Annotated in this window: 26 protein-coding genes; 3 read left to right on the forward strand and 23 right to left on the reverse strand. The window is 60.7% G+C overall.

The window, feature by feature from the left end:
• Positions 1-51: 51 nt before the first annotated feature.
• From PY649_RS04955 to PY649_RS05005, 11 genes are all read right to left on the reverse strand, one after another.
• Entirely contained in the window at positions 52-822 is a 771-nt protein-coding gene (locus tag PY649_RS04955; protein ID WP_285867074.1) for an enoyl-CoA hydratase/isomerase family protein, read from the reverse strand.
• A gap of 8 nt (positions 823-830) precedes the next feature.
• Positions 831-1,979: an extracellular solute-binding protein gene (locus PY649_RS04960; RefSeq protein ID WP_285867075.1), complete on the reverse strand. Its 1,149-nt coding sequence runs from the start codon at positions 1,977-1,979 to the stop codon at positions 831-833.
• A 1-nt stretch (position 1,980) separates the two neighbouring features.
• Positions 1,981-3,174, reverse strand: a complete 1,194-nt coding sequence (locus PY649_RS04965) for a CaiB/BaiF CoA transferase family protein (RefSeq protein WP_285867076.1) — start codon at positions 3,172-3,174, stop codon at positions 1,981-1,983.
• 123 nt (positions 3,175-3,297) lie between these two features.
• A complete protein-coding gene (locus tag PY649_RS04970) occupies positions 3,298-4,344 on the reverse strand; it encodes a LacI family DNA-binding transcriptional regulator (protein ID WP_285867077.1) in 1,047 nt (348 codons plus the stop codon).
• A 181-nt stretch (positions 4,345-4,525) separates the two neighbouring features.
• Positions 4,526-5,512: an aldo/keto reductase gene (locus tag PY649_RS04975; protein ID WP_285867078.1), complete on the reverse strand. Its 987-nt coding sequence runs from the start codon at positions 5,510-5,512 to the stop codon at positions 4,526-4,528.
• A 13-nt stretch (positions 5,513-5,525) separates the two neighbouring features.
• Positions 5,526-5,846, reverse strand: coding sequence for an L-rhamnose mutarotase (locus PY649_RS04980; protein WP_285867079.1), 321 nt, complete (start codon positions 5,844-5,846; stop codon positions 5,526-5,528).
• Between the two features lie 11 nt (positions 5,847-5,857).
• A complete protein-coding gene (locus PY649_RS04985; protein WP_285867080.1) occupies positions 5,858-6,919 on the reverse strand; it encodes an ABC transporter ATP-binding protein in 1,062 nt (353 codons plus the stop codon).
• 14 nt (positions 6,920-6,933) lie between these two features.
• Complete coding sequence (locus PY649_RS04990) at positions 6,934-7,767, reverse strand: carbohydrate ABC transporter permease (protein ID WP_285867081.1); 834 nt, start codon at positions 7,765-7,767, stop codon at positions 6,934-6,936.
• 7 nt (positions 7,768-7,774) lie between these two features.
• Positions 7,775-8,641, reverse strand: coding sequence for a carbohydrate ABC transporter permease (locus PY649_RS04995; RefSeq protein ID WP_285867082.1), 867 nt, complete (start codon positions 8,639-8,641; stop codon positions 7,775-7,777).
• Positions 8,642-8,711: 70 nt separating this feature from the next.
• Positions 8,712-9,974, reverse strand: coding sequence for an ABC transporter substrate-binding protein (locus PY649_RS05000; protein ID WP_285867083.1), 1,263 nt, complete (start codon positions 9,972-9,974; stop codon positions 8,712-8,714).
• Between the two features lie 46 nt (positions 9,975-10,020).
• On the reverse strand, positions 10,021-11,163 hold the full coding sequence (locus PY649_RS05005; protein WP_285867084.1) for a mandelate racemase/muconate lactonizing enzyme family protein: 1,143 nt from the start codon (positions 11,161-11,163) through the stop codon (positions 10,021-10,023).
• 59 nt (positions 11,164-11,222) lie between these two features.
• Here PY649_RS05005 and PY649_RS05010 point away from each other — a divergent pair, with 59 nt between their 5' ends.
• Entirely contained in the window at positions 11,223-11,939 is a 717-nt protein-coding gene (locus PY649_RS05010) for a GntR family transcriptional regulator (RefSeq protein WP_432761327.1), read from the forward strand.
• A gap of 24 nt (positions 11,940-11,963) precedes the next feature.
• On the opposite strand, the gene PY649_RS05015 is transcribed toward PY649_RS05010, so the two are convergent.
• The 9 genes from PY649_RS05015 to PY649_RS05055 form a co-directional block, all read right to left on the reverse strand.
• A complete protein-coding gene (locus PY649_RS05015; protein WP_285867085.1) occupies positions 11,964-12,719 on the reverse strand; it encodes an SDR family NAD(P)-dependent oxidoreductase in 756 nt (251 codons plus the stop codon).
• Positions 12,720-12,732: 13 nt separating this feature from the next.
• Positions 12,733-13,914 (reverse strand): aldose 1-epimerase family protein, encoded by a 1,182-nt coding sequence (locus tag PY649_RS05020; RefSeq protein WP_285867086.1) that lies wholly within the window; start codon positions 13,912-13,914, stop codon positions 12,733-12,735.
• A gap of 64 nt (positions 13,915-13,978) precedes the next feature.
• Positions 13,979-14,893 (reverse strand): sugar phosphate isomerase/epimerase family protein, encoded by a 915-nt coding sequence (locus PY649_RS05025; protein WP_285867087.1) that lies wholly within the window; start codon positions 14,891-14,893, stop codon positions 13,979-13,981.
• Between the two features lie 22 nt (positions 14,894-14,915).
• Entirely contained in the window at positions 14,916-16,010 is a 1,095-nt protein-coding gene (locus PY649_RS05030; RefSeq protein WP_285867088.1) for a Gfo/Idh/MocA family protein, read from the reverse strand.
• Positions 16,011-16,037: 27 nt separating this feature from the next.
• Entirely contained in the window at positions 16,038-17,096 is a 1,059-nt protein-coding gene (locus PY649_RS05035; protein WP_285867089.1) for an ABC transporter ATP-binding protein, read from the reverse strand.
• Positions 17,097-17,099: 3 nt separating this feature from the next.
• Positions 17,100-18,194, reverse strand: a complete 1,095-nt coding sequence (locus PY649_RS05040) for an ABC transporter ATP-binding protein (RefSeq protein ID WP_285867090.1) — start codon at positions 18,192-18,194, stop codon at positions 17,100-17,102.
• Positions 18,191-19,153, reverse strand: coding sequence for a carbohydrate ABC transporter permease (locus PY649_RS05045; RefSeq protein WP_285867091.1), 963 nt, complete (start codon positions 19,151-19,153; stop codon positions 18,191-18,193). The genes PY649_RS05040 and PY649_RS05045 overlap by 4 nt, the downstream gene beginning before the upstream one ends.
• Entirely contained in the window at positions 19,150-20,010 is an 861-nt protein-coding gene (locus tag PY649_RS05050) for a carbohydrate ABC transporter permease (RefSeq protein WP_285867092.1), read from the reverse strand. The genes PY649_RS05045 and PY649_RS05050 overlap by 4 nt, the downstream gene beginning before the upstream one ends.
• Before the next feature lie 75 nt (positions 20,011-20,085).
• Entirely contained in the window at positions 20,086-21,702 is a 1,617-nt protein-coding gene (locus PY649_RS05055) for an extracellular solute-binding protein (RefSeq protein WP_285867093.1), read from the reverse strand.
• A 287-nt stretch (positions 21,703-21,989) separates the two neighbouring features.
• On the opposite strand from PY649_RS05055, the gene PY649_RS05060 reads away from it, so the two are divergent.
• Both PY649_RS05060 and PY649_RS05065 read left to right on the forward strand, forming a co-directional pair.
• The gene (locus PY649_RS05060; protein WP_285867094.1) at positions 21,990-23,009 is read left to right on the forward strand and encodes a LacI family DNA-binding transcriptional regulator; all 1,020 of its coding nucleotides are present in this window, start codon (positions 21,990-21,992) and stop codon (positions 23,007-23,009) included.
• A gap of 632 nt (positions 23,010-23,641) precedes the next feature.
• Complete coding sequence (locus tag PY649_RS05065; protein ID WP_285867095.1) at positions 23,642-24,271, forward strand: GntR family transcriptional regulator; 630 nt, start codon at positions 23,642-23,644, stop codon at positions 24,269-24,271.
• Between the two features lie 30 nt (positions 24,272-24,301).
• Here PY649_RS05065 and PY649_RS05070 read toward each other — a convergent pair whose 3' ends face one another.
• From PY649_RS05070 to PY649_RS05080, 3 genes are read right to left on the reverse strand one after another with little or no spacing between them, the layout of a single operon-like run.
• On the reverse strand, positions 24,302-25,117 hold the full coding sequence (locus PY649_RS05070) for an FAD binding domain-containing protein (protein WP_285867197.1): 816 nt from the start codon (positions 25,115-25,117) through the stop codon (positions 24,302-24,304).
• A 29-nt stretch (positions 25,118-25,146) separates the two neighbouring features.
• The gene (locus PY649_RS05075; protein WP_285867096.1) at positions 25,147-25,638 is read right to left on the reverse strand and encodes a (2Fe-2S)-binding protein; all 492 of its coding nucleotides are present in this window, start codon (positions 25,636-25,638) and stop codon (positions 25,147-25,149) included.
• Between the two features lie 17 nt (positions 25,639-25,655).
• Positions 25,656-26,306 carry an SRPBCC family protein gene (locus PY649_RS05080; RefSeq protein WP_285867097.1) on the reverse strand — a complete coding sequence of 217 codons (651 nt, stop codon included), beginning with the start codon at positions 26,304-26,306 and terminating at the stop codon, positions 25,656-25,658.
• Between the last annotated feature and the right edge of the window lie 3 nt (positions 26,307-26,309).

Consider the following 26,309-nt stretch of genomic DNA (forward strand, 5'->3'; position numbering starts at 1 on the left):
GCCCCGCTGCTCCCGCGACATGCCTCCATGTGATGGCCGCGATCCGAAAACTTACCTTCGGGTAAAGATCGGCTGCCGCTTCTCCTTGAAAGCGGCTCGCCCTTCTGCGGCGTCCGCCGTTGCGAAGCAGATCGTCTGCAGGTCGCGTTCGTATTCGATCGCCTTTTCAAGCGGCATCGAGACGGCCGCCTTAAGATCGAGCTTGGCGGTTTCCGCCGCGATCGGCGCGCGAGAGGCGATGATCTCGGCAACGGCGCGGGCTCGCGGAAGAAGTTGTTCCGACGGCAGAACTTCGCTGACAAGTCCCCATTGCAATGCCTTGTCGGCCGGAATGGGATCGCCGGTCATCAGCATCAGCGCAGCATTGGATGCGCCGATGGAATGGAGAAGATGCGCCGCCATCCCGCCGCCGCCGATCCAGCCGAGCTTGATCTCAGGAGCTGCAAATTGCGCATTGTCCGAGGCGATGCGGATATCGCAGGACATTGCCGTTTCAAGACCTCCGCCAAAGGCATAGCCGTTGACGGCGCAGATCGTCGGCTTCAGCAAAGCGCGAAAGGCGTCGCAATAGTCCGGCCGGTTGCGGAACTGCCAGGGCGTCTCATAGGTATCGAGCTCGCGAATGTCCGACCCGGCACAGAAGGCGCGTTCCCCTGCACCGGTCAGGATGACACAGCGGATCGTATCGCTGTCGTTACAGGTTTTGACCGCTTCGACGATGGCATCCGCCATCTCGGGTGTGACCGCATTCAGTTTCTGCGGGCGATTGAGGGTGATGGTGGCAATGGCGCCATCGATAGAAAATTTTATGTCTTCGGTCATGGCGGTTCCTATCTTTCGCCACCGGCGACGCGGTGTTCGCAGTAGATGGTTTGCAACTGGTCGATGACGCCCTGCGCCGGCGCGCGCGTATCGAAGGCCCGCCTCAGCAAAGCGGAGGCGCGGGTCTGGAAAGCGATGTAGCCATTGTGCCGCGGGCGGACATAGGCCACCTCCAGCGTCTCGGCGGTATTTTCGTAAAACCGGCCCCAGCGTGCATTGACGCCGGCATCGTGCCAGGCTGCCCGGAGCGAAGGCTGTCCCTCATGGCCCGGAATAAAGCCGATCTGGGCCTCGGGGCTCATCAGCCAGAGGAGATGGGTTTTCAGCTCCGGCGTTATCGGGCATCGGCGAGAGATGCCGATACCGGTGCCGCCAAGCGTCGAACCCGGCCGGCCGCCAACGGATTGACGTGGAGCATTGTGAAACGCGATGGGGCGGCCGTGACCGGGGGCGGCATAGTTCACATATCCATAAACGAGCGGGCAAAGAATGACGTCGTCATGCGAGGACATGTGCTGAAGGATGCCGATCGGGTTCTTCTCGCGCGCCGACAATGGGCTGCGGTGCGCAAGATCGAACATCAGGTCATAGACTGCCTTCCCCGTCGCCGGCGATACCAGGATATCCAGATCGGCTTCGGCCGGCGGTTCGCCATAGGCGGTGGCGATCGACAAGAAGGAGAGAATGGCGTGCGGGCCGGCAAGCGATAGCGCCACCTTACCGGTCAAAGCGGAAAGCGCCGCTACCTCGTCCCAGGTGACCGGCGCGAGACCATCCGTCAGATCCGCCCGGCAGGCCATCACCTGTGTGGCAGCATCAAGGGGCAGCGCCCAATGCGATCCGGCAAAACGATAGCTTGCCAGCGACGGTCCGATGCAGTCCGCCTCGATCCGTGCGATCACTTCGATTCCGAAGACCTCTTCGAGCGGCCGCAGACATTCGCCGGCAACCGCTTCGCCGACATGCGGATGATCGAGGACAACGAGATCGTAGCGCGCGCAGAGATCGGCGATCGGATGGGATTCGAAGCCCTCCAAGGGTTGTTTATCCCAGGCGATCGACAGGCCGCTCTCCGTAAGCGCCGGCAAACGCGCGGCGGCGGCAAGAGCATTGTAGCCGCGCGGATGATCCCAGGTCAGAGCCTCCAGGCGCTGCATGTCACAGCTCTCCCGAGGCGATCGCTCCGGCTCGCTCCAACGCCGCAATCTCGGCTGCGTCGTATCCGGCCTCACTCAGGATTTCGCGCGTATGCTGACCGGTCAGCGGCGCACCACGCGCGACGGTGGAGGGCGTCTTGGAGAAGCGGATCGGAAAGCCCGGCGTCTTCACCAGCCCCTCGGTCGGATGTTCATATTCCACGAAGGTGCCGTTGTGCTTGATCTGCTCATCCTCGACCAGATCGGCATAGCCATAAACCGGACCGCACCAGATATCGGCTGCCCGCATCAATTCCAGCCATTCGGCCGTCGTCTTTGCCTTCAATTTCTCACGCGTCTTGGCGAAAATTTCGTCGCGACGGGACCAGGTGTCGGTCTCGTCAACCATCGTCAGGAAGCTCTCTTCACCGATCACCTCGCCAAACGTCTTGAGCTTGGGGAAGGCGACGATGATGAAGCCATCGCTGGTGGCAAATGCTCCATAGGGGGCGCGGATATAGACATGCGCATGCGGTTCGGCGGACCGCTTTTGCGGTTTGTGGCCGACGGTAAAGACGGAAAGCTCCTGCATCTGGATCGTCGTGATCGAGTCCAGCATATTGACCTGCACGAGCTGCCCTTCCCCGGTGCGTTCACGATGGAACAGCGCCGCAAGCGCGCCCTCGAAGGCGGTGTAGGCCGTGATCGCGTCCACAAGATACTGGCCGGCGGCTGTGGGCGCCTCGCCCTCACGTCCGGCCGAAAGCATGGCGCCTGACATGCCCTGCAAAACAAGATCCTGGCCCGGGCGGTTCATATAAGGGCCGTCTTCGCCATAGCCCGAGATGGAGACATAGACGAGCCGCGGATTGATCGCCGAAAGCGACTCGTAATCCACGCCAAGACGTTTGGCCACGCCCGGCCGGTAGTTCTGGAGAAAGACGTCGGCGGTCTTCACCAGTTCCAGCAGCACCTGCTTGCCATCAGGTGACTTCAGGTCGATCGCCAGCGAACGCTTGTTGCGGTTGAGCGACAGGAAGGAGACGTTGACCTTGTTGCCGCCGGCACCGCCGGCGGAGACATGCCGCTGCCATTCGCCGGTGACCGGCTCCACTTTCACCACATCAGCGCCCAGATCGCCCAATCTCTGCGCAGCGAAGGGACCCGCCATCGCGATCGAGCAATCAAGCACGCGTATGCCTGACAGAACTCCCATAAGTGCACTCCTCCCTGGGCATGTTTTCCGTTGCCCGCAAACTACGCCTTCTTTTTAAATTGTCCAGAGTGAGCGCTAACATTTTTGACGGCCATTCTTCGGCCGAAGAAGACGTGTCGTGTATCAACCGCTGCCGCGGATCTTCAGGGTAAAGCCGACGTCGATGCGTTTGGCGGAGGAAGGCAGGCCGCGCATGCCTTCGAGCAAGAGGCGGCCGGCCTGCCGGCCAATTTCGTCGGAAGGAACGGAAACCGTCGTCAGAGACGGATTTAGATGGCGGGACAGTTCGAAATCGCCGAAACCGGTAATGGCAAGGCTACCCGGAACCGCGATGCCGAGCCGGACGCTTTCGAGCAACGCGCCGGACGCCAATACGTCGCTCGAAAACATCACCGCGTCAGCGTCCGGAAATGTCTCGCGCGATCGTCTGAGCAACTCCGCCCCAGAGGCCATTTCGAGAGGCAGGTCGCTTACGATGCAAAGTCTCGGCTCTTCATTCGGGAAGATCGCCTTCATCGCCGCGACAAAGCCGTCACGCCGTTCGGCGGCGCGACTGTCGCCCCTTCGCAAGACGCCGGCAAAGACGATGCGTCTGCGGCCGCTTTTGGCCAGATGACCGGCCATTTCGGTGATCGCGGCGACATTGGAAAAGCCGACGAGCCGGTCGATCGGACGGGACGTCATGTCCCAGCCTTCGACGACCGGGATACCGGCGCGTTTGAGAAGCGCGATGCTGTTGCGGGTATGATGCGTGCCGATGACGAACAACCCGTCGGGCCGGCGGCCGAGCAGGCTGCGGATCACCTCCTCTTCGCGATCGGACCGATAATCCGTGTTGCCAAGAAAGATCTGATAGCCTTCGCGGTGCAGCACCTCGGAAAAATGCTGGATCGTTTCGGCGAAAACCGATGCGGAAAGCGTCGGTATGATGGCCGCGACCGTATTGCTGCGCATGGACGCCAGATGGCTGGCGGCAAGGTTCTGCACATAATGCGTCTTTTCGATCGCGTCCTGAATCTGTCTGCTGGTCTCGGCGCTCACCGTATCGGGAAAGCGCAGATAACGAGAGACGGTCTGCATGGAGACGCCGGCGGCCGCAGCCACCTCGGCCATGGTGACGCCGCTTCCCTTTCGACGCGCCTTACGTCCGGACGGCAAAGCCTCGGTCATGGCGTCATCTCTGCATTGCCGGGCAACGCGGGCCATCTCTTCGCAACGCCATCCCCGGTTATTCGCACGACAAACCTAGTCGCTGCCATGCGACTCCCCTCTCAACGCCCGATCCTGCTACTTAGTCGCTATCCCCGATTTTCGTCAAAGCAAAATATGCCGCTGCTGGGGTGCGGCCGCCTCATCGCACAGTGAATGCCCTTGACGCTTCGTAGAGCGAAGGCTCGACGGAACGGGAGAGTGCGGTGAGATTGCGTCTCAGCGTTGAAGTATCGGCCGAACCGATCAGTACGGAGGCCACAGCCGGATTCTGCAGCGGGAACTGCAAGGCGGCAGTGGCGATATCGGTTCCGGCCTCCGCCGCCAGCGCCTCGATCCTGCCAACACGGTCGAAAATATCGGCATCGGCCTCCACATAATCGAAACGCGCACCGGGAACCGCTCCGGTTGCCAAGATGCCGGAATTGAAGACGCCGCCCACCACAAGCGAGGTGCCGCGTTCGGCGCAGAGCGGAATGAGCCTTTCCTCCGCCCGCCTGTCGAGCAGGGTGTAGCGCCCGGCGATCAGAATGCAGTCCATGTGCGTTCGCTCCAGCACATCGAGGCAGATGGCGACTTCGTTGACCCCAAGCCCCCATCCCTTGATCACGCCGCTTGCCTTCAGCTCATCGAGAGCCGCGATGCCGGAGCGGGTGAACGCCTGCATGTGGCGGGCATTATCGTCCTCGCTGTGGGCATAGGTGCCGATATCGTGCACATAGAGGATATCGAAGCGATCGAGCCCGGTGCGCTTGATGCTGGCCTCGATGCTGCGCAGGATGCCGTCACCGGAATAGTCGAATTCGATCGCACATGAATGGGCGCCGACGAAACCGTGGGAGGGAGCCGCAGAGACCGGCGCCAGCTGCAACAGGCGCCCGACCTTGGTGGATATAACAAAGTCGTCGCGCGGCTTGCCGGCCAGAAAGCGGCCCACACGCTCTTCCGACAGGCCAGCGCCATAGAAGGGTGCTGTATCGAAATAACGAATGCCCGATTGCCAGGCGAGTTCGAGCGTCGCCTGCGCCGTCTCTTCGCTGCACTCCACATAGAGGCCGGCGATCCCTGCGGCACCGAAGCCGATTTCCGTCAGATCCAATCCCGCCGACGTAATCCTTCGCTTACGCATGATATCGACCCTCTCAATCCAGATGGAACACGCTCTGCAGGAAGCTCCACCACTCACCTTGTCCGGCGGTCGCCATCGGCTGCTGACACGGATCAGTCAAGGAAAGCCAGCGTTTCGTCACATCCTTTGCGCCGAGCGCGTCCATATCAACCTCGAAGTCTTCGCCCAGATATTCCCAATAGCCGAAAAGCAGGTTCTCCGGCTCCTTGAGGAAGATGCTGTAATTGTGGATGTTGGCCGCCGTCAGCGCTGCATTCATCTCCGGCCAGGGAACTGCATGCAAAGCCTTGTATTCAGCGATTTTTTCCGGCTGGAGGCCGATCACCATCCCCATGCGTTGGACCATTAGCGAATTCTCGCGCCGTCCATGGTGAACAGCCGCGCTTTCTCCATGTCGAAACGCAGCGCCAAGACGTCGCCCATGCGGGCCGCAACGTCGCGTTTCTCGGCGACGATCGTCTCGCCGGTGGCAAGCTTGCCGTGCACGAAGGCAGTGCCACCCAGCTTCTCGACCACTTCGACTATCGCCGGCAGCCCGATGCCATCAACCTCATCCAGATGTTCGGGGCGAATGCCGAGCTGCAGAACATCGCCCGGTTTCAATGCCGAAGTCAGGCGCGGGGCCGGAGCCTCGATATCGCCAAAGTGCAGCGCGCGGCCATCGGCACCGACCCTTGCCATCAGGAAATTCATCCGGGGCGAGCCGATGAAGCCGGCAACGAAGGCATTGTCCGGGTTTTCGTAAAGCTCCATGGGCGGGCCGACCTGCTCGACACGCCCTGCCCGCAACACCACGATCTTCTGCGCCAGGGTCATCGCTTCCGTCTGGTCATGGGTGACATAGATGATGGTGTTGCCGAGCGACTGGTGCAGCTTGGCGATCTCGACGCGTGTCTGAACCCGTAGCTCCGCATCCAGATTGGAAAGCGGCTCATCGAACAGAAAGACGTCCGGATTGCGCACAATGGCGCGGCCGATGGCGACGCGTTGGCGCTGGCCGCCGGAGAGTGCTGCCGGCTTGCGGTCAAGCAGCGCTTCGAGCTTCAGGATCGCGGCAGCGCGCTGGACCTTCTCGTCGATTTCCGCCTTCGGACGATGGGCCATGCGCAAGCCGAAGCTCATGTTTTCGGCGACGGTCATGTGCGGGTAAAGCGCGTAGGACTGGAAAACCATGGCGACGCCTCGCTCTGAAGGCTCGGTATCGTTCATGCGTTTCCCGCCAATGAAGAGATCGCCGGACGAAATCTCCTCCAATCCGGCAATGCTTCGCAGCAACGTTGATTTTCCGCAGCCGGATGGACCGACGAAGACGGTGAACTCGCCGCGTTCGATGGTCAGCGATACGTCATGAAGAACATCGATGGCGCCGAACTTCTTGCGGACATGGTCCAATACGATTTGCGACATTCAAAATATCCGTTTCAGCCTTTGACGGCGCCGACGGCGATGCCGTTGACGATCTGCCTCTGGAAAACCAAGTAGATGATGACGATGGGGGCGGCAGCGAGCACGATGCCGGCGGTCAGCAGCGGAACATTGGTGGTGTATTCGCCGCGCAGCGCCGCAATGCCGACCATGACCGTGCGCTCCTTTTGCAGGACCAGCAGCGAGATCAGCACATCGTTCCAGCAATAAAGCGTGTTCAAGATGCCAAGCGTAATCAGCGCCGGCTTGCCCATCGGCAGCATGACATTCCACCAGATCTGCAAAATGCTCGCCCCGTCCATTCGGGCGGCCTCCACCAGCTCCCGCGGCAGGCGCGAATAGAACGCAGTCATCATGTAGACGCTGAAGGGCAGGAAGAACGCGGTATAAGAGATGATCAGCCCGATGCGGGTATTGACCAGATCGAGCGCGATGATCGTTCGATAGAACGGCACCAGCACCACCTGTACCGGGATCATCAGCGAGGCGAGGATCACCATGAACAGGAATCGTCGGAAGGGAAAACGCAGCATAGCAAGCGCAAAGCCGGCGAGCGACGAGACCACCAGCAGAAGCAGGACCGCACCGCCGGTGGCGATGACCGAGTTGACGAAATAATCGCTCAGATGCGCCCGCTGCCAGGCGGTCACGAAATTATCGAAGGTCGGATCGGTCACAAGGCCGAAACGGTCGAGGATGTAGCCCTTGTTGGTCTTCAGCGCGTTGTTGATGGAAAAGAACACCGGATAGATGCAGGAGAGCGCCAGCAGCGTCATCGGCATGCAGGCAATCCAGAGCAGCCTCTTCTCTCGTTTCGCCAAGATCGACATGTGCCCCTCACAAATTCGCGTTGCGGGACATGATGCGGATCTGCAGGTAGGCGAGACCCGCCATCACCACGAACAGCACCATGGAAATCGCCGCCGCATAGCCCGGCTGGTTCATCTTGCCCTGCTCCAGCCAGATCAGGAATTCCGGCAGCGTCGTCGCCGTGCCTGGCCCGCCGGCAGTCAGCACATAAATCAGTCCGAACATCGAAGTTAGAACGCCGATCGTCGTTACCACGGCGACGAATTCGATGATCGGACGCAGTGCCGGGATGATGACATGAACCCAGATCTGCACCGGTTTGGCGCCATCCAGTCTCGCGGCCTCGATCAGTTCCTTGGACACGGTGGAAAGGCCGGCCATGAAGATCAGCAGGCTCATGCCGAACGTCGCCCATAGCTGCACGGCGATCAGGCTGCCGAGCGCGGTGGCGCCGTTGCCGAGCCAATCGACGGGGATGAGGCCGAATGCCTTGAGGAAGGCATTGAGGCTGCCGTCGAAGCGCAGCACGACGTTGAAGATCGATCCGATGATCACCGTCGAGAGAACCGCAGGGAAGAAGTAGACGGCGCGGAAAACTTTCCCGCCCGGTACGCCTTGGTGAATGAGGATCGCGAGCAGAAGCGGCAGCATCACCCAGATCGGTAGCGTGGCGATCAGGATCAGCGTGTTTTCAATGCTGTCACGAAAGGCGGGGTCGTTGGCGACAGCGACGTAGTTGTCGATGCCGACGAAGGCGGATTTTCCGAAGCCATCAGAATCGGTGAAGGAAAGGACAAAGCCCCAAGCGAGCGGAAATATGCGGAAGAGGCCGACAAGTACAATCGCTGGCAGCACGAACAACAGTCCGATCCGTCTTTCCGCCTTGCTTCCCACCTGAATGATTCCTTCTCAAGACAGCCGGGCCGAGACGTCAGTCCCGGCCGGCCGGTCATTCCATTCTTTGCTACTTGCGAGCATCCGCCTGCACGGCGTCCATGCGCGCCGCCGCAGCCTCGACGGTTGCGTCGCCGTTCAACAGCAGCTGGCTCTGTCGATGCCATTCCTCCAGCTCCTTGGCGGTGGCGTTAGCATGAGCCGTCGGCACCCCATAGGTCTTCAGCCAGCCGAGAATTGTCTTGGCGGCCGGGCTTTCCACCTTTGTCGTATCGACGCTGGTGTTGGAAGCAATTGCGCCTGTGTCGCTGAAGAAAATCTGCATTGGCGCGGGTGATGCCAATTCCCTGGCGAATTCGATGGCAAGATCGGCGTTGGCCGACGCCTTGTTGACGCCGTAACCGATGCCGCCTGAAACCGGCAACATCGGATCGCCCTCTTTCTTGTCGGCGGCAACCGTCGGCGTCGGCATGCGGAAGACGCCATCATTGTCGGCGCCGAGAAAATCGTCGAACTGCTTCCAATGCGCCACGTCCGAAATCAGGCCTATCGTATTGGCCGCCTCGCCGCGCATGAAACTTTCATATTCGTCCATGAATTTTGTGGTCGAGTTCGGCCCGTCCTGGAACCAGCCGGCCTTGTTGGCCTCGACCCAGCTCGTCAGGATGGCTTTCACCTGCGGGCTCGACCATTTCAGCTTGCCATCGGCGAAATACCGCTGCTCCTGAGCCGTCCATTGGTTGGCGGCCATTTCCGAGAACCAGAATTCGGCGCCGTAGCCTTCCTTGTTGCCCATGGAGAAACACGGAACCGCACCCTTCGCCTTGATCGCGGCGCAGACCTTCGTCAGGTCGGCCCAGGTCTTCGGAGGGTTTTCGGGGTCGAGGCCGGCGTCCTTGTAAAGCTTTTTGTTGTAATAGATGACGAAGCCCTGGATCGACAGCGGAATGGCATAGATGCCGCCGTCGGCGCTGGTGAATTCCGGCCAGCCGACCACCGTCTTCTTCAGATCCGCGACCTTGTCGTTGAGCTTCAACAGCGCCGGAATGCGGGCCTTGGCTTGTGCGCCGCCATTCATCAGAAAAAGATCGGGGCCTGCATTGGAGGACAGCGCCGTGCCGAGCAGCGTGTAATATTGGTCCAGCGGCTGCATCACATATTTGATGGTGACGCCGGCATGAGCCGCTTCGAAATCGGTCTTGGCCTTCTCGTAATAGGCCGCGGCCGCAGGGTCGCCGGACTTCCAATCCCAAACCGTGATTTCCTGAGCCTTTGCGGGTGCAGCGGCCAGAATGGTCCCTGCCAGAAGCACAGCGGAAAATGCGTTAAACATCTCAGTTCCTCCCAGAGACCGATGGCGAGCCTTGCGGCCCGGAAATTTATTTCGTCAGGCTAAGACGCGGGTTGGCGGGTGCTTCACCCAGTTGGTCGCGCGGCAAAAGCCGTGGCCGCGCCCAATCGCGCCGTGCGGCTTCACTCAAAACAAGGCCGTGCCCCGGCCGGTCAGGCGCATAGGCGTAGCCATCGCGAATCTCGATAGGTTCATCGACCAGATGATCGAAATTCTGGAAGGAGTATTCCAGCCATTCGACCTCCGGCAGCGCCACGGCCATGTGCACGCCGATCTCCAGGAAGGTGTTGCCGAGGCTGACCGGAATGCCCATGTCCGCCGCCAGCCAGCCGATGCGCATCACATCGGACACCTGGCCATGGACGTTGAGAATATCCGTGCCGTGCGCTTCGAGCAGCAAGCGCTTGCCCTGCAAGTCGAGATATTCGCCGGAGTTGATCTGCGTCCAGGGCGCCGCCTGCCGCAGCGTGCGCAGACCATCATAGTCGTGGCGCAGGATCGGGTCTTCCACCCAGAGGAGATCATGGCCGGCACTGCGGATCGCCTCCAGCTTCATCAGCGCTTCCTTGGACGACCACCCCTCGTTGGCGTCGATCATCACCTCGGAGCCGGCAGGCACTACCTGCTTCAGCAGAGCCAGACGATGCAGGTCACGCTCGAAATCGATATGGCCGACCTTGATCTTGAAGGCGCGATAGCCGATCGCGGCAGCATGGGCGAAGAGCGCCTGATAGTCGTCATCGGACAAATGAAAATCGAGGCCGCTGGCATAGGCCTTGACGCGGTTGCGGCGGCTTCCGAGCAGGGTGTGCAGCGGAAGTCCAACCTCCTTCGCCGCCAGATCCCAGAGCGCTACCTGCAACGCCTCGTGGAAGGGTAGCGACGTCGCCCGCTGATTGCCGCCACGCGGGCGATTGACCCGGTGTACCAGCGCGATCGCCCTCTGTCCTTCGAGACCCGGCCAAACCTCCGTCGCGAATACGCGCTCGATCTCTGCCTGGTCCGGCAATGGCGAAAAAAGCGTCTGGATAAAGCCGAGCCCGACCTCGCCGCTATCGGAGACCAGTTCCAGCGCTGCTACATTCGCGTCGTCGGCGCGCACCTGGCTATCGCCGATGACGCGATCGCGGGCGAACTGGAAACGGGTGATACGAAAAGCTGCAATGCTCATGAGGATTGGACTTTGATCGATTAAAATGTTTATCTGATCTATCAGATGTGCAATGTAATATGGCAAGCGCGAGAACAGTGCAAGTGGCGAAGAGAACAAAAAACAGCAATCGATCCGAAGATGTGGCACCGGCGCGGCGCCTGAGCGACGAGGCCTACGACCGGATATTGGAGGCGCTTTTCGAGCGCCGGGTGCAGGCTGGCGCCTTCGTGTCGCAAAGCGAACTCTCTGAAATCGTTGATGTTCCTGTAGCGCCCCTGCGCGACGCGCTGCGCATGCTGGAAGCCGAAGGCATCCTGAAAATCCATCCGCGTTCGGGTATCCAGTTCGTGCGGCCCGGCCTGGAACTGACACGCTCAACATATCAGTTCCGCTCCATCCTCGAGCGTGCGGCCATCGAGATTTTTGCCGAGCAGGGCGACGAGGCAGAAATCGGCGCGATTCATGATCGCCACACCGCCTTGATCGCCACAATCGAAAAAGACGGGCTGGGGCCTGACCAGATCAAGGACGTGGAAGCGTTGGAGCGGATGCTGCACAATGCTGTCATCGCCAGCCTGCGCAATCCGCTGATCGAGACGAGCTATCGGCGCATGCACAACTACCTCCGCCTGCTGCGGCTCGACCGCAAGCTCACGGCGCCGGTGGTTCTGCGCACGCTCCGCGAACACCTCGATATCCTCCTTGCCTGCAAGGCGCGAGACGCCAAGGCCGCCAAGGCGGCGCTTGACGCCCATTTTCAGGCCGCCATGCAACGCAACCTCGGCTTCATCTAATTGATTGGGTAGGATGGGCGCCCATCAATGCATCACCCACCCTCCGTCGACGTTCAGCGTCTGGCCGGTCACGAAAGAGGCTGCGTCCGAGGCGAAAAACATCAACACATTGGCGATGTCTTCGGGGCTGCCACGCCGCTTGAGTGCCTGATGATCCAATACAAAGCGCGTATAGCCTTCGGGGTCCGGATGGATTTTCTCGGCATCAGTCGGGAAAGCGCCGGGTGAAACCGCGTTGACGGTAATTCCGTAGGCACCGAATTCCCGCGCCCAGGCGCGCGTCAGCCCGATCAGCGCGCCCTTCGATTGCACATAAGGCGACAGGTTGGCCCAGCCGCCATAGGCGGTGACGCTCGCGATATTGATGATGCGGCCCCAGGCCTTGGCGCGCATATGCGGCAGGGCGACCTGCACGCAGACGATGCCGGCATCAACATTGACGCGCTGCACCGCCTGATGCTCCTCGAGCGTATAGTCCTCGAAGGGCTTGGAAGGGTAGATCGCCGCATTGTTGATGACGACATCGAAGCCGCCAATCTCTGCCGAGATCGTGTCCAACTGCTGACGCAGATGCACAAGATCGGAAAGGTCGAGCGCCTTGACGACCAGCCCCTTCAGTCCTTCCTGCTCGGCGAGAGCCATCAGATTGGCGATCTTTTCGGGATTGTTGTCGATCGCCACCACGCTGGCACCCGCACGCAGGAAACTTAGCGTCGTTTCCGTGCCAAGCCCGCCGGCGGCTCCGGTATAGAGAATGGTCTTGTTCGCGACGGTGGTCATTGCCGCGTCTCCTTCACGAACGCCCGCCGATCGGCAGGTGGTTGCCGGACGGTTCTGGAAACTCCTCGACTGGCTGTTTTGCGAGGTCCACAATCCGCTTTTCGCTCGCCGCAATCGCAGCCGCGTCGGGCAGGATACGGAAGATGCTGTCGTAGCGGCGCTCCTCGCCATGCTCCAGCCACATCAACTCGCCGCGTTCGCGCGCGGCGCGATGGCCGAGCACATGGTTTGTCGAGGGCTCGATGCCGACGGCATATTGCCCGGCCTGCAAGTTCTGCCACTCATACATGCAGGGAAACTGATCCTTGCGCGTCACCACTTCGAAGCCGATGCCCAGCCGGTCGTTGACCAGCGCCACGGGCACCTCGCCATTTTGATCGGCCGCCATTTCATGTTGCCAGACCTGCTCGTGGAAATTCATCTGCGGCGCGGGCATGGTGCGGTAACCGACACCCTGCTTGCGATAGTTTTCACCGGCGTGCGCCGCCCAGACGACGTCCCTAATCGGTGCGAGATAGCGCGAGCCCTCGGCCAGCACAGGATGGCCGGCGTTGATATGATAACAATACATATGCGGCGTCCGGTAGAAGCCGCGATTGACCACCCTGTCGGTAAGCTTGATATCGTTGCTGCCGACTTTGATCTCGATGCGGCGCATCAGTTCCAGGTGTTCGCCGAAGACGGTGCCCTGCGACACCGTTCCCTCGCACCACAGAAAACAGTCATCGCCCTCCCAGCGCTCGCCGTAGCCGGAAAGCTTGCCTGGGATCGAGCCGATGCGGCCGTGGATCGAATGGCTGACGGTCTTCCGTGGACCATAGACGTAGTGATCGGCGGGCTCGTCATACATGAAGAGGATATGGTCGAGACCGCAGGTTACCATCAGGCCGGAGAAGGAGCGCAGCCAGGCCAAGCCGCCCTCGCCTTCGTATTCGGCAAGGCCCGGATGCTTGAAGCCGGCTGGAGAATGCCAGCCAATCGCCATGCCGCGATAGTCGCAATCGGCGATATCGAAGGCCCGGTCGATCAGCACTGTGAAGCGCAGGCCGGTTCCGCTGCGAAACTCCAGCATACGAATACCGCGCTCGACGCCGTCACCGAGCGTCATCAAGCGCACCCCAGCAAATTGCGACAAGGCCCCTGCGCTGGCCGCTATGTCGCGGCGCGATTTCGTCTCTCCGTATAAGTCGACCATCATGTCATCCCGTCTGTCGGTATTGTCAGAGACGGCCGGGCCATCAAACCCGGCCGCGATGTTATCAGAGACCTAGCGCGCGCAGTTTGCCGTCAAGGAACCTCTTGGCGCGCGGCACATCCGATTCATCGAGATGCTCTATGATCATCGGGATGTTGGGGTGCTTCTGTGCCAGGCGCTTCAGGTAGAGATCGTAGTTCAACGCGCCGAGGCCAGGCGCCGGCAGTTCGATTTCGCCGACGCCGCGGAAAGTGTGGCTTTCCAGCGCGTCGTCGTCGCCGATATCGGCGTGCTTCTCGCTCTTGTCGGCGCCGGAACGCTTGACGTCCTTCGCGTGGCCGATCTTGATCCTGTCCGACAGCGTATCGAAGACCTGATTGAGGATTGCATCCATGCGGTCGATATTGTGGGTCTCGAAATAGTTGGTCGGGTCCATGAGCAGGCCGAGGCCGGGATGATCGACCTGGGCGAACATCCGGACGGTTTCCTCGACCGAACCGACGACATTGTTGACATAGGTTTCGAGCAGAAAGATTGCACCGTGGTCATAGGCATGCTGCGCGAGGTCGGCGATGACCTTGCGGCATTCCTCAAAGCCTTCCTCGGTCTTGTTCTTCGGATGATGCACCCAGTCGGATTCGGTATTGTAGGTGCCGGTCTCCGAGATCACATAGGGAGTGCCGAGATATTGGGCGTGACGGATGATCTCCTTGAGATAGCCGACGCGGCGCTCGCGCTCGGCCTTATCCGGGTGAATGATATTGGTGTAGCCGGAAATGCAGGAGATCGGCAGATTGTGGTCGCGAAAGGTCTCGCGGATGCGAACGCATTTGTCCTTGGTGACCTGGCCGGCCGAGACGTCGACATCCTTGAAGTGCATGTCGAGCTGCACGGTATTGAAATCGAGTGCCCGGATTTTCCGGGCGGTCTCTTCCAAACCATACGGAAAATAGCCGGTGAAAATACCTGTCTGCATCATGGTGTGGTTCCTCCCTTGGAATTCATGAATTGATTGAGATTTCGCTGAGTTTGACCGCCCGGCCGCTGTCCATCGAGCGATAGCCGGCTTCCACCAGCGCCATGGTCTTGACGTTATCGGCGACGGAAAGCGCCGGCACCTCGCCGGTCTTGACGGCATATTGCAGTTGCTCCATCACACCGATGAAGGCATGCGGAAACCACATGGTCTCCCATGTCGGCGTGACCCATTTGCCGCCCGTCGTTTTCTTCGAGGCATAGGTCAGGGTCGAGGGCGAACCGTCCGGCCAGCCGATCGTGCCTTGCGCCACGCCCGCCGTGCCCTCGACACGCCATTTGATATAGATGTCGCTGTCGAAGCCCTCTTCGCGCGGACCGGACCAGACGTCCTCCATCGACACCGCCAGCACATTGCCGGGAAACTTCAGCGTCGAAACGGTGATGCCGTCCTTATGCTCGAACGCCGTGCGCGGGTCGGTGCGGCTGACGGTGAAGATTTCCTCGGGGTCTCCGAACAGGAAACGCAGCACGTCAAGGTGATGCACGCTCATATTGGCGAGCGTCAGCCGATCATAATTCTCGAGGAAGCTCTGCCAGTGCGGAATGGCCCGCATCTCGATCGTGGCGATCACCACATCGCCAAGCTCACCCTTGTCGAGGATCTGCTTCAGCACGCGCATCGACTGGTCGTAACGCATGTTCTGATTGACGGAGAGGATCTTTCCCGCCTGGGCGGCTTCATCGCGCAGCTTTCTCGCCTCGTCCAAAGACAGCGCCAGCGGCTTCTGCGCCAGGATCGCCTTGATATGCGGTGCCGCCAGCGCCTTGCGGATCAGGTCCGGCTGCTGGTCCGGCGGGAAGGCGATATCGATGATCTCGACCTGTTTGTCGGCGATCAGCTCTTCCGCGGTCGCATGCGTCGTCGGAATGTTCCAGCGCTCGGCAACCGCCTTGGCCTTGGATTGCGTCAGCGACGCAATTGCAACGACGGGAAAACCGGCTTGCTTATAGGCAGCCAGATGGCATTCCGCCATGATCATACCCGCGCCTATGCAGCCGATCTTGTAGTCCCGAACCCGCACCGGCGGGTCGGGGATGAACCCTTTGCTGTCAGTCATCTGTTCCTCCCAATGCTCGATCTTCCTTCATCGCCCAAGCGCTCCGCCCGCCTGGTCGAAAAAATGTATCTTTGCCGGATTGCAACTCAGCGCGACGGCACTGTCCAATTGGACCTGCGGCTGGCCGCGCATCAGCGCGCGCAGCTTTTCGCTGCCTGTATCCAGCGTGACTACGGTATAGCCGCCAAGCGGCTCGACCTCGAAAACCGTGGCCGACTTGCCTTCATGTCCCACCTGCCAGGGCTCGACCTTCAGGTCTTCGGGCCGGATGCCGATGCGTGCTGTGCCGGCGGGCGTCCCGTCGCGCGGCAACAAGATGGTGCCCTCCGCAGCTTCCACCCGCTCGCCGGTCGTCGTCGCCAGGATGTTGATCATCGGCGCGCCGAGAAGCTGCGCCACATAGCGGCTGATTGGTGCATCATATATCTCGGCCGGCGTTCCGATCTGGCGGATTTCGCCATGCTCCAGGATCGCCATGCGGTCGGCGACCGACATCGCCTCCTCTTGATCATGGGTAACATAGATCAGCGTCTGTCCAAGATCGCGCTGGATGCGTTTCAATTCGACGCGTGTCTCCTCGCGCAACCGCGCATCGAGCGCAGAAATCGGGTCGTCCATCAGATAGGCGACGGGATCACGAACCAGCGCGCGGGCAATGGCAACGCGCTGGCGCTCGCCCCCGGAAAGCTGCGACGGTGGCTTATGCAGGAGGTGGCCGATATGCAGCTTGGCGGCAACGGCATCGACACGCTCCCAGATTTTGGGTTCCGGCACCTTTCGCTCCATCAGCGGAAAGCGGACGTTGTCGCCCGCGGTCATATGAGGGAACAGCGCCAAGTTCTGGAACACCATGGCGACATTGCGCGCCGCCGGCGACACATGGTTGACGGGCTGGCCTTCAATCAGCACCTCGCCCTCGTCGGGCGTCTCCAGCCCAAGGATCAGCTTCAGGATCGTCGACTTGCCGGAGAGCGGCGGCCCGAAGAAGCAGAAGAATTCGCCCGCCTGGATATCGAAGGATGCATTGGCGACGGCGACGGTCTTGCCGTAGCGCTTGGTAACATTGCGGAAGGAAATGCCGGACATCGTTCAAACCTCTCGGATCGCCATGCCGCTTGCGGCATCGAAAAGACGCACCGATCCCGGGTCGACCGCGGTGTTGGCCGTTCCGCCCGCCAGCAGACCGACATCATTGTCGAAGACGGTCTTCACCCGCTGTTCACCGTCTCCAAGGTGGACGACCGTGCGGGCGCCGATACGCTCGACAAACGTGACCTTCAGCGCCAGCCCCTCGCTCGGACCGACAACCGAGACTCGCTCCGGCCGGAAGCCATAAACGACCGCCTGCGCACCATTCTCTCGCGCTGCGGCGGCCAGAGCCGGCGATAGCGGCGCGCTGTGCCCAAGGGGACCGAGATCGACGACCAGGCCGCAGTCGCACTCCGCCAGAGTGCCCTTCAGCCGGTTCATTCCCGGCGAACCGATGAAACCGGCGACGAAAAGATTGACCGGATTGTTGTAAACCTCGAGCGGTGTGCCGACCTGCTGCAGCACGCCGTGATCCATGACGGCAATACGATCCGCCATGGTCATGGCCTCGAGCTGATCATGGGTGACATAGACCATGGTCTGCTTGAACTGCCGCTGCAGATGTTTGAGCTCGGTACGCATGACGGCGCGGAAAGCGGCATCGACATTGGACAACGGCTCGTCCAGCAGGAAGATCGCGGGTTCCATGATCGCCGAGCGTCCGATTGCCAGCCGCTGCAGGATATTCACCGACAATTTGGCGGAGGGTTGCTTGAGAAGCGGCGTCAGCTGCAGGAAATCGGCGATCGCCTTCACCCGCCGGTCGATTTCCGCATGCGCCAAACGCCGCATCCTCAGCCCGTAGGCGAGATTGTCGTAGACATTCATATGCGTGAAGATCGCATAGTTTTGAAAGACGAAGCCGACCCCGCGCTTGCCCATGGCAATGCCGTTCATGTCCTTGCCGTCGAAGAGGATGCGTCCTTCCGAGGGACTTTCCATGCCGGCAATCATGTTCATGGTCGTCGACTTGCCACAGCCGGACGGTCCGAGCAGCGCCATGAATTCGCCGTCGCGAATGTCGAGGTCCATGGTTTTCAGGGCGGTGAAGCTTCCGAAACGCTTGACCAGATTGTGCAGATGAATCGCGGTCATGCCGCCATCTCCTTTTTGGCGGCGTTCATCCGGCTGATCGCCAGCGACACGAGAATGGAGAGCACGATCAGGATGACGAGCGCGATGGCCGCGACATAGCCCCAAATCAGATCCTGCTGGGTGACCTTGTAGATATAGACCGAGATCGTTTCGGTCGCGACGCCGGGGCCGCCCCCAGTCATGATGTAGAGCGTGTCGAATATCTTGAAATTCTCGATGACGCGGATAGCCAGCGCGATGATGATGATCGTCTTCATCTTTGGCAGGACGATGGTGCGAAAACGCTGCCACCAGGAAGCCCCGAGCAAGGTTGCCGCGCGCATCTGGTCCTCCGGCACGCCGACGAGACCGGCGAGCAGGATCAGGAACATCAGTGGCGTCCACTGCCAGATATCGGCAATCATCACCGCGATCAGCGCCGTACCGGGGCTGGAAAGCCAGGCAAGCGTGATCTGTGTTCCGGTCAGCGCCGACAGGATGTTGTTCACCGGACCGCCCGACTGGAACAGCATGAAGAACATATATCCGGCGACGGCAGGGACCACCATCATCGGGATCAACATGACGGAATAGAAGAACCGTTTGCCGACAAAATCATCCATGAACAGGATGGCAAGGCCGAGGCCGAGCAGGAACTCGGCCGGCACGCAGACGATCATGATCAGCGCGGTGCGTCCAAGCGCACTCCAGAAGCGGCTGTCGACGGCAAGATCGGTGTAGTTGGCGAAGCCGTTCCACAGCTCATAGGCGCGCCACCAGCCGGTACCTTCGAGCGGCGACCAGTCAGTCATGCTGATATAAAGCTGCATCAACAGCGGAAACAGCGCAATGAATAGCACCAGAAGCTGCGCCGGCAGCGTCAGCATGAAGCCGAGCCGGCGTCCATCTTCCGCTTGCACTGCCGATTTCAAGCGTCTGCCTGCCACGGGCACTTTCTTCTCGGTTGCGAGCGCGCTCATTGTTTCAGCGCCCCAAAGGTCAGGCCGCGCACCAGATGGCGCTGAATGGCGATGCCCATGATGACGGGCGGAACGGCGGCGATGAGGCCAAGTGCGGCCTTGGCGCCGTAAAGCTGGCCCGTCATCGACGAGGAGAGCGAGGCCATGTAGACCGGAATGGTCACCCATTCCTTGGTCGTCAGAAGCAGCGCGATCAGATAGTCCGACCAGTTCAGGATGAAGACGAAGAGGGCCGAGCTTGCCAGCGCCGGCCGCATCATCGGCAGGGTAATTTTCATGAAGACGCGGAAACGCGAGCAGCCCTCGACCAGTGCCGCATCCTCGATTTCGCGCGGCATGTCGTCGAAGAAAGTCTTCATCAGCCAGAAGGCAAAGGGCAAGGTGACGATGCCATAGATCAGCGCCAGCCCCCACCAGCTATCCATGATGCCGAGAAAGGCCCACATGATCATGACGGGGATCATCACCGCCATCGGCGGAAAAAGTCTGAGCTGGATCAGCGCCAGCGGCAGGTTCTGTCCGGAGCCGAAGCGCGACAGGCCATAAGCGGCCGAGGTGCCGCAGACCATGGCGATCAGCGTGCCGAACACGGCCGACAGCAGCGACGACAGGATCGGCTTTCCGGCGGTGCGGTCGAGCGCCACGATCAGGTCGCTGGTCGACGTACCGAAAATGAAGCGGAAATTGTCAAGCGTCGGATGCTTCGGCCACCAGGTGAGATCGCCGCCGCTGGCCGACCATTCGGCGATCGGCTTGAACGCCATCGACGCCATCCACAAGGTCGGCACGAGGGTGACCGCGAGCGCCGCCAGGATGGCGCAATAGCGAAAGATTTCGAAGGGTAACGAGCGGTTCATGGTAATGTCTGCAAAGAGTGATCCGAAATATCCGGGCGGCCCGAAGCCACCCGGATATCGAAGCGGTTTGTCGGCCTAGCCCTGCAGCGGGTCGACGACTGTCGGCCACGCCTGCTTGTTGGTCTTGATCGCCTCGATCAGCTTGTCTTCACCGATGCGGCGGGCGATCCGCGTCCATTGCTTTTCGGTATCGGCCATCGCCTGTTCCGCGGTCTTCGTCTTCGTCAGTGCAGCAACCAGATTTTCATCGAGCGCATTGTGGAAGGCGGTGGCGCCGGGATAGTTGATCGACGGCACCGTGCGGCTGACCGTCTCGCGCACCACGTCCATGTGGTAGGCGTGATAGGTCTCGCGCACCAGCGGGTCGGCGAAGTTGGCGAGCTGGAACGGATCGAAATAGCCGCTCGGATTTGCCGTCATCCACGAATAGATGCGGCTGGAGCCGAGCCATTGCAGCAGCAGATAGCAGGCTTCCGGGTTTTTGCTTTGCGACGATATCGATGCGGAAAGATTGAGCCAGAGCACCGAACGGCGCACCAGCGCACCGTCGATCTCGCGGCCGGGCGGCAACATCGAGCCGACCTTGCCGGTGATCTTCGATCCCTCGTTCGATTTGTTGTCGAGAAATTTCGGCAGGTTGGAAAAGGCGCAGGTCATGGCCGCGCCGCCGCCTGCGAAATTGCCATATTGTTCCGGCCAGCCCCAGGAGATCGCATCCGGGGAATGGTAGGACAGCGCGTCGATATATTCCTGTGTCGCCTTATGCCCGGCTTCCGAATTGATCAGCGCCTTGCCGTCATCGCCGAAGAGATATTGATTGGGCGAGGCCATCGAGGTGAAGCGCTGATACCAATTGGTATAGCCCCAGCCCTGATTGCGCAGGTCGGTGCAGCCGAACAGCCCCTTGTCCGGGCGATGGAAGAAGGCGGCGATTTCGTCGAGCTGCTTGAAAGTTGTCGGCGGGGCCAGCGGGTAACCGTGCTTGTCGGCAAAGGCCTTCTTCTCGGTCTCGTCATTGAACAGATCGGCGCGGTAGTTCCAAACCTGGAAGTCGCCATCGAGCGATACGCCATAGGTCGATCCGCGATATTGATTGAGCAGCGACACGCCTTTCTTGCCGTTGACGTAGCCCCGCTGCGGATCGTCCCATTCCGGTTTGTGGGCGGCGACATAGTCGTCCATCTTGATGATGCCGCCGGTTTCCGCCAGATCGCCGAGCCGGTTCCACTCGACGGCGTAGATGTCGAAGGACCCGCCCTTGGTGGAGATGTCCTGCATCGTCTTGGTGAATTCCTGGCCGTTGGGCACGCCGACGATCTCAAGCGTGATGCCGGTTTCCTTCTCCCACAGCTCCTTGATGGACGGCGCGCCTGCCGGGAACGGCTTGGTGAGCTGGCCGATCGAGCCGTCGGAAAGGCCGAGGACGATCTTGGTCGGCGCCTTGCCGGCACCCTTCATCGCCTTGATGGCCTCGATCGCGCGGCCTTCCGGCGTATCCGGCCCGTACTGATAGCGCTCGGCGCCATCAAAGCCGGTCGGGCCGCCAATCATGCCGGGTGCCAGAGCATCGGCAGCATAGGCGCGGCCGGGGCGGATGAATTGCGGGGCGATGCCCGCGGCGGCAGTCAGGGCAAGCGCCCTGCCGCCAGTCGCCAACAAGTCGCGACGCGACATGCGAAACAGATTTGACATTGTGGTGATCCCTCCCGTCGGCAGCTTCCTCCCCTGCCGATCCGTGAGGATTATTGACGCCACAAATGATCGATGTCAACATCATAACAAATCATTTTACATCAGTACGCATCGAAATAAACGCAAATATCATCATTGCTCAGGCAGCAACAGAACCAACGCTCTGAAAAACGCGCGCAGAACAAGGGGATAGTTTGCAAAATTCGAGACCTGCAGCCGTCCGCCTCTTGCATCTCCTGCAATTAGAAATACATCATTTCCCATCATTGCCGTAGAAGGGAATCGATTTGCGATCGACATTGACAGACATTGCTCGTGAGGCTGGCGTCTCCAGCGCCACGGTGGACCGAGTGCTGAATAATCGTCACGGCGTCAAGGAGCGAACCCGTGAGGTGGTGATCGAGACAGCGAAGCGGCTCGGCTATCTCGCAGGCTCCGACCTGACCCCGACGTCGCCGCAAAACCGCATCCGCCTGGATTTCGTCCTTCCGGCCGGGACCAATACGTTCATCGCCAATCTCCTGGCACAGATCGAGCGGCAAGCGGCGCGCCAGCATGATCTCGATGTCCATATTCATTCGATCGAGGGCTTCAATCCCGACACCTTGGCCCGAACCCTTCACGATTTGCAGGGAAAGACGCTAGGGGTCGGCGTCATCGCGCTCGATCACCCGACGGTGCGCGAGGCCATGCGCAGCCTTGCTGCTTCCGGCGTTTCGATCGTGACGCTTGCCTCCGATATCCTGCATGTGCCCCGTATTGGGTATATCGGCATCGACAACCGCGCTGCCGGACGACTTGCCGGCTATCTCCTCGGCCGTTTCCTTGGCGGCGGCGTCAGACATAAGGTCGCCCTCTTTGCCGGATCGCTGTCTTACCGTGGTCACGAGGAGCGCGAGATGGGCTTTCGCCATATCCTGGGCGAGGATTTTCCAAATCTGGAAATCGTCGAGCTGCGGGAAATTCGCGACGACCGCGAAAGGGCCTATGAGGAAGCCGTTTCGCTGCTGAAGCGCCATCCGGATCTTTCCGGCATCTACAATATCGGCGCCGGCAATCAGGGCATCGGCCAAGCCCTGATCGAATCCAATCGCGCGGGCCAGATCATTTTCATCGGCCACGAACTGACGGACCACAACAAGGCGTTTTTGCTGGACGGTACGCTGGACGCCGTCATCGACCAGAATCCGCGCGTCGAAGCCCGCGAAGCTCTTGCCATGCTGAGCCGTGCGATCCGTTGCCTGCCGACGGATTATCATCCACCACGGCTGCAGGTCATTTTTCGGGAAAACATCCCCGAGAGCTGAGAGCACGCGGACACCGCTGGGGAATATGCAAAATGCTTGCGCACGCGCTGCAGCTGGTCGCTCGCTCGGTTGATGGAGACGCTAATCCAGATCTAAGCTGCGGAGACAGGCCCTCATAAGATGACACTTTTACCGAGGTGGATCGCGTCATGACCGATGCAGGCGATGGAAAACGGGCAGACTCGTCTTCGAGGGTGATCAGGGCATCGCCGGCAACGATTTATGAAGCCTTCCTGGACCCGGCGGCGCTTGCCATCTGGCTTCCGCCGGCGGGCATGACGGCCAGTATCGATCGAAGACCATGACATCGGCCTGAAATCGTCGCTCGACAATCTTGCGGCGTTCACGGAGAGCCGGCCTACGACCACCCATTGACGCTAGGTTCATGTTACCGCCGGCCGAAGCTCCGCCTCATCATCAAGACGGATGGCAACAGAGCCGAGATTATCCCACGCCAGCAACAATCGCCACCCATGCTGATTGACAGTCATGCGGCGCTCCCGGCGCTGGACTTGACGTTATATATGAACGAATATAACGAGAGTTTGGGTTCAGCAGGAAGCAACCCCTCTTTTGGAGTGTGCCGACATGGTCGGCGGTTGCCTTGCGGAATATTCGAAAGGAATAGGTCGATGGCCAATCTCGGATTGAACGTACCCCGCGCCGTCTCGCTGCGTCAGCAAGTGACAGACGGCCTCCGAGGATCCATCCTCTCCGGCAAGCTGCGCCCAGGCCAGAAACTGATCGAGCGCGAAATCTGCGAGGAAATGCGGATCAGCCGCACGGTTCTGCGAGAAGCTTTGCAGCATCTTGAAGCCGAGGGCATGATCGTCAATGCCCCGCCCAGAGGCCGTGTCGTGGTGAATATCAGCGCTGAAGAAGCGCAGGAAATCTATGCGGTACGCCAGGCAATCGAATGGTTGGTCGTCGACGGTTTCAGCCGCAACGCGACGGAGCTGCAGGTCAGACAGCTGCGGGAAAAACTCGACGAGCTTGGCTCGCTGACCGATCCCGAAGAGATCCTGGCGGGCGAGGACGAATTCACCGCCAGCCTGCTTGAAGGCAGCGGCAACAGGGTTGCCGCCGATATTCTCCTTCAGTTGAACAACCGTATCACCGTCCTGCGCCGTCTGTCGCTCGTCGACGGACTGACCGTCGATAAGCGGCGCAGCGAGCTGCGCGCACTCATGTCGGCCATCGAAGCCCGCGGCGCAAATGGCAACCGCCCCGTGCGACACGCAGCGCCCGCCGCGGCCGAATGACGGAGAAATCCGCCGCGAAACCTCTATTCGTCAGTTGATCTCGACGCCGCCGAGGCTGGCGACGGCCCGCCGTGTCATGACAGCGACGAGATGGGCGCGATATTCGGCCGAGGCATGCATATCGCCCATCATATCGGCGGTATTCGGCAAGAGCCCCTGCAGCGCTTCCGGAGCAAGGTGAGCCGTCAGCGCTTCCTCCGCAGCCATCCAGCGGAATACGCCGGAATTGCCGGCACCGGTGATGGCAACCCGGACTTGGCCGTCGCGATGCTTCGCGACGAAAGCTGCGGCCAGGGCATAACGCGAAGCAGGATTGCGGAACTTGGCGTAGCCGGCAATTTCCGGAATCTTGAATTCCAGCCGGGTGAGTATCTCGCCCTCTTCCAGAGCCGTCGTATAGAGCCCTGCAAAATAGTCGTCGGACGCAATAGTACGCCGGTCGGTGTGGGCGGTCGCATTAAGACCGAGCACGGCCGAGGGATAGTCGGCGGCGGGGTCGTTATTGGCGACCGAGCCGCCGATTGTGCCGACATGACGGACCTGGACGTCGGCGATCGAGCCCGCAAGACCGGTTAGCGCCGGAATGACCGCGGCGATCTCTTTCGAGGCCGCAACGGCCGCATGCGTGGTCGCGGAACCGACAATGACGCGGTCGGCTTCGACCCGGATGCCGGAAAGCTCCGGTATCCGCCGCACGTCGATCAGGTTGGCGGGAGCCGCAAGCCGGCCCTTCATGGCCGGGATCAGGGTGTGGCCGCCGGACAGATAGGCCGGTTCGTCAACGCCGGAAAAGATTTCGGCCGCCTCTGCAAGCGTCTTCGGCCGATGGTATTTGGTCTCGTACATGTACATGGCGTTGCCTTGGCTCCCCTGACTTACTCGGCGGCGACGTGATGCTCGCCGCGGTATTTTTCCGCCGCCATCAGGACTGCCTCGACGATGTTGTGATAGCCCGTGCAGCGGCAAAGATTGCCTTCGAGCTCGTGACGGATCGTCTGCTCGTCAAGCACTCCGTCATGGCGGCGGATCATGTCGACCGATGCCATGATCATGCCCGGCGTGCAGAAACCGCACTGCAAGCCGTGGCATTCATGGAAAGCCGTCTGTACATCGTGCAGCCGGTCACCGGTCGCAAGCCCCTCGATGGTCGTCACCGAGCTGCCATCGGCGGCCACCGCCAAGATGGTGCAGGATTTGACGGCGCGGCCGTCGACTATGACAGTGCAGGCACCGCATTGCGTCGTGTCACAGCCGACATGAGTGCCGGTCAGTCCCAGATGATCGCGCAGGAAGTGGACCAGCAGCGTGCGATCCTCGACCTCCCTGGTCTGCGGCGTGTTGTTGACGGTAAGTGTGACGGTGGACATAGGTAACCTCGATGAATTCAGTGGACAGCCACGGCAACAACGACGGCGGCGATCACGACGACGGCAAGCCCGATGAGCAAGAGCGTGGACTTGTTGGATGACGCGCTCGGCGGTGCAGAGGAGGGTGGCGCGGCGGCGGCCGGCGCGGAAACCGATGCCGCGGGCTCCGGATTGCCACCGACGATGACGGCTTCATATGCCGCCGACCCCTGTTCCACGGCAGCGGCGGGCGCCGAAGCACGGGCGGCGAGGCTCGCGAAGAATTCGTCGGCCAGCTTCTTTGCGGTCGAGTCGATCAGGCGGGCGCCAAGCTGCGCCAGCTTGCCGCCGACCTGCGCCTTGGCCGTATAGGAGAGGATCGTTTCACCCTCGCGCTCGGCAAGATGCACATCCGCGCCGCCCTTGGCGAAACCCGCCACACCACCCTTACCCTCGCCCGAAATCGTGTAGCTCTCGGGTGCCTGGATATTGCTGAGCTTCACCGAGCCGTCGAAGGTTGCCTTGATCGGTCCGATTTTTGTGGTGACGCGCGCGGTAAAGCCATCTTCGAGGCTGCCGTCGAGGCTTTCGCAACCGGGAATGCAGTCCTTCAACACCTGCGGGTCGTTGATCATCGCCCAGACATCAGGGCGTAACGCCTTGATCCGGTATTCACCCTTGAGATCCATGGA

Origin of the sequence: Rhizobium mayense (assembly GCF_030272705.1) — a bacterium.
GTDB classification, from domain to species: Bacteria; Pseudomonadota; Alphaproteobacteria; order Rhizobiales; family Rhizobiaceae; genus Rhizobium; species Rhizobium mayense.

Coding starts and splice junctions, on each gene's coding strand:
- PY649_RS05000 (WP_285867083.1), bottom strand. CDS start 9,974: ATGTTTAACGCATTTTCCGCTGTGCTTCTGGCAGGGACCATTCTGGCC.
- PY649_RS04980 (WP_285867079.1), bottom strand. CDS start 5,846: ATGGGGATGGTGATCGGCCTCCAGCCGGAAAAAATCGCTGAATACAAG.
- PY649_RS05005 (WP_285867084.1), bottom strand. CDS start 11,163: ATGAGCATTGCAGCTTTTCGTATCACCCGTTTCCAGTTCGCCCGCGAT.
- PY649_RS05015 (WP_285867085.1), bottom strand. CDS start 12,719: ATGACCACCGTCGCGAACAAGACCATTCTCTATACCGGAGCCGCCGGC.
- PY649_RS04990 (WP_285867081.1), bottom strand. CDS start 7,767: ATGTCGATCTTGGCGAAACGAGAGAAGAGGCTGCTCTGGATTGCCTGC.
- PY649_RS05040 (WP_285867090.1), bottom strand. CDS start 18,194: ATGACCGCGATTCATCTGCACAATCTGGTCAAGCGTTTCGGAAGCTTC.
- PY649_RS05055 (WP_285867093.1), bottom strand. CDS start 21,702: ATGTCAAATCTGTTTCGCATGTCGCGTCGCGACTTGTTGGCGACTGGC.
- PY649_RS04965 (WP_285867076.1), bottom strand. CDS start 3,174: ATGGGAGTTCTGTCAGGCATACGCGTGCTTGATTGCTCGATCGCGATG.
- PY649_RS05065 (WP_285867095.1), top strand. CDS start 23,642: ATGGCCAATCTCGGATTGAACGTACCCCGCGCCGTCTCGCTGCGTCAG.
- PY649_RS04955 (WP_285867074.1), bottom strand. CDS start 822: ATGACCGAAGACATAAAATTTTCTATCGATGGCGCCATTGCCACCATC.
- PY649_RS05035 (WP_285867089.1), bottom strand. CDS start 17,096: ATGTCCGGCATTTCCTTCCGCAATGTTACCAAGCGCTACGGCAAGACC.
- PY649_RS05045 (WP_285867091.1), bottom strand. CDS start 19,153: ATGAGCGCGCTCGCAACCGAGAAGAAAGTGCCCGTGGCAGGCAGACGC.
- PY649_RS04985 (WP_285867080.1), bottom strand. CDS start 6,919: ATGTCGCAAATCGTATTGGACCATGTCCGCAAGAAGTTCGGCGCCATC.
- PY649_RS05010 (WP_432761327.1), top strand. CDS start 11,223: ATGGCAAGCGCGAGAACAGTGCAAGTGGCGAAGAGAACAAAAAACAGC.
- PY649_RS05070 (WP_285867197.1), bottom strand. CDS start 25,117: ATGTACGAGACCAAATACCATCGGCCGAAGACGCTTGCAGAGGCGGCC.
- PY649_RS04960 (WP_285867075.1), bottom strand. CDS start 1,979: ATGCAGCGCCTGGAGGCTCTGACCTGGGATCATCCGCGCGGCTACAAT.
- PY649_RS05025 (WP_285867087.1), bottom strand. CDS start 14,893: ATGATGCAGACAGGTATTTTCACCGGCTATTTTCCGTATGGTTTGGAA.
- PY649_RS04970 (WP_285867077.1), bottom strand. CDS start 4,344: ATGACCGAGGCTTTGCCGTCCGGACGTAAGGCGCGTCGAAAGGGAAGC.
- PY649_RS04975 (WP_285867078.1), bottom strand. CDS start 5,512: ATGCGTAAGCGAAGGATTACGTCGGCGGGATTGGATCTGACGGAAATC.
- PY649_RS05075 (WP_285867096.1), bottom strand. CDS start 25,638: ATGTCCACCGTCACACTTACCGTCAACAACACGCCGCAGACCAGGGAG.
- PY649_RS05030 (WP_285867088.1), bottom strand. CDS start 16,010: ATGACTGACAGCAAAGGGTTCATCCCCGACCCGCCGGTGCGGGTTCGG.
- PY649_RS05020 (WP_285867086.1), bottom strand. CDS start 13,914: ATGGTCGACTTATACGGAGAGACGAAATCGCGCCGCGACATAGCGGCC.
- PY649_RS05050 (WP_285867092.1), bottom strand. CDS start 20,010: ATGAACCGCTCGTTACCCTTCGAAATCTTTCGCTATTGCGCCATCCTG.
- PY649_RS05080 (WP_285867097.1), bottom strand. CDS start 26,306: ATGGATCTCAAGGGTGAATACCGGATCAAGGCGTTACGCCCTGATGTC.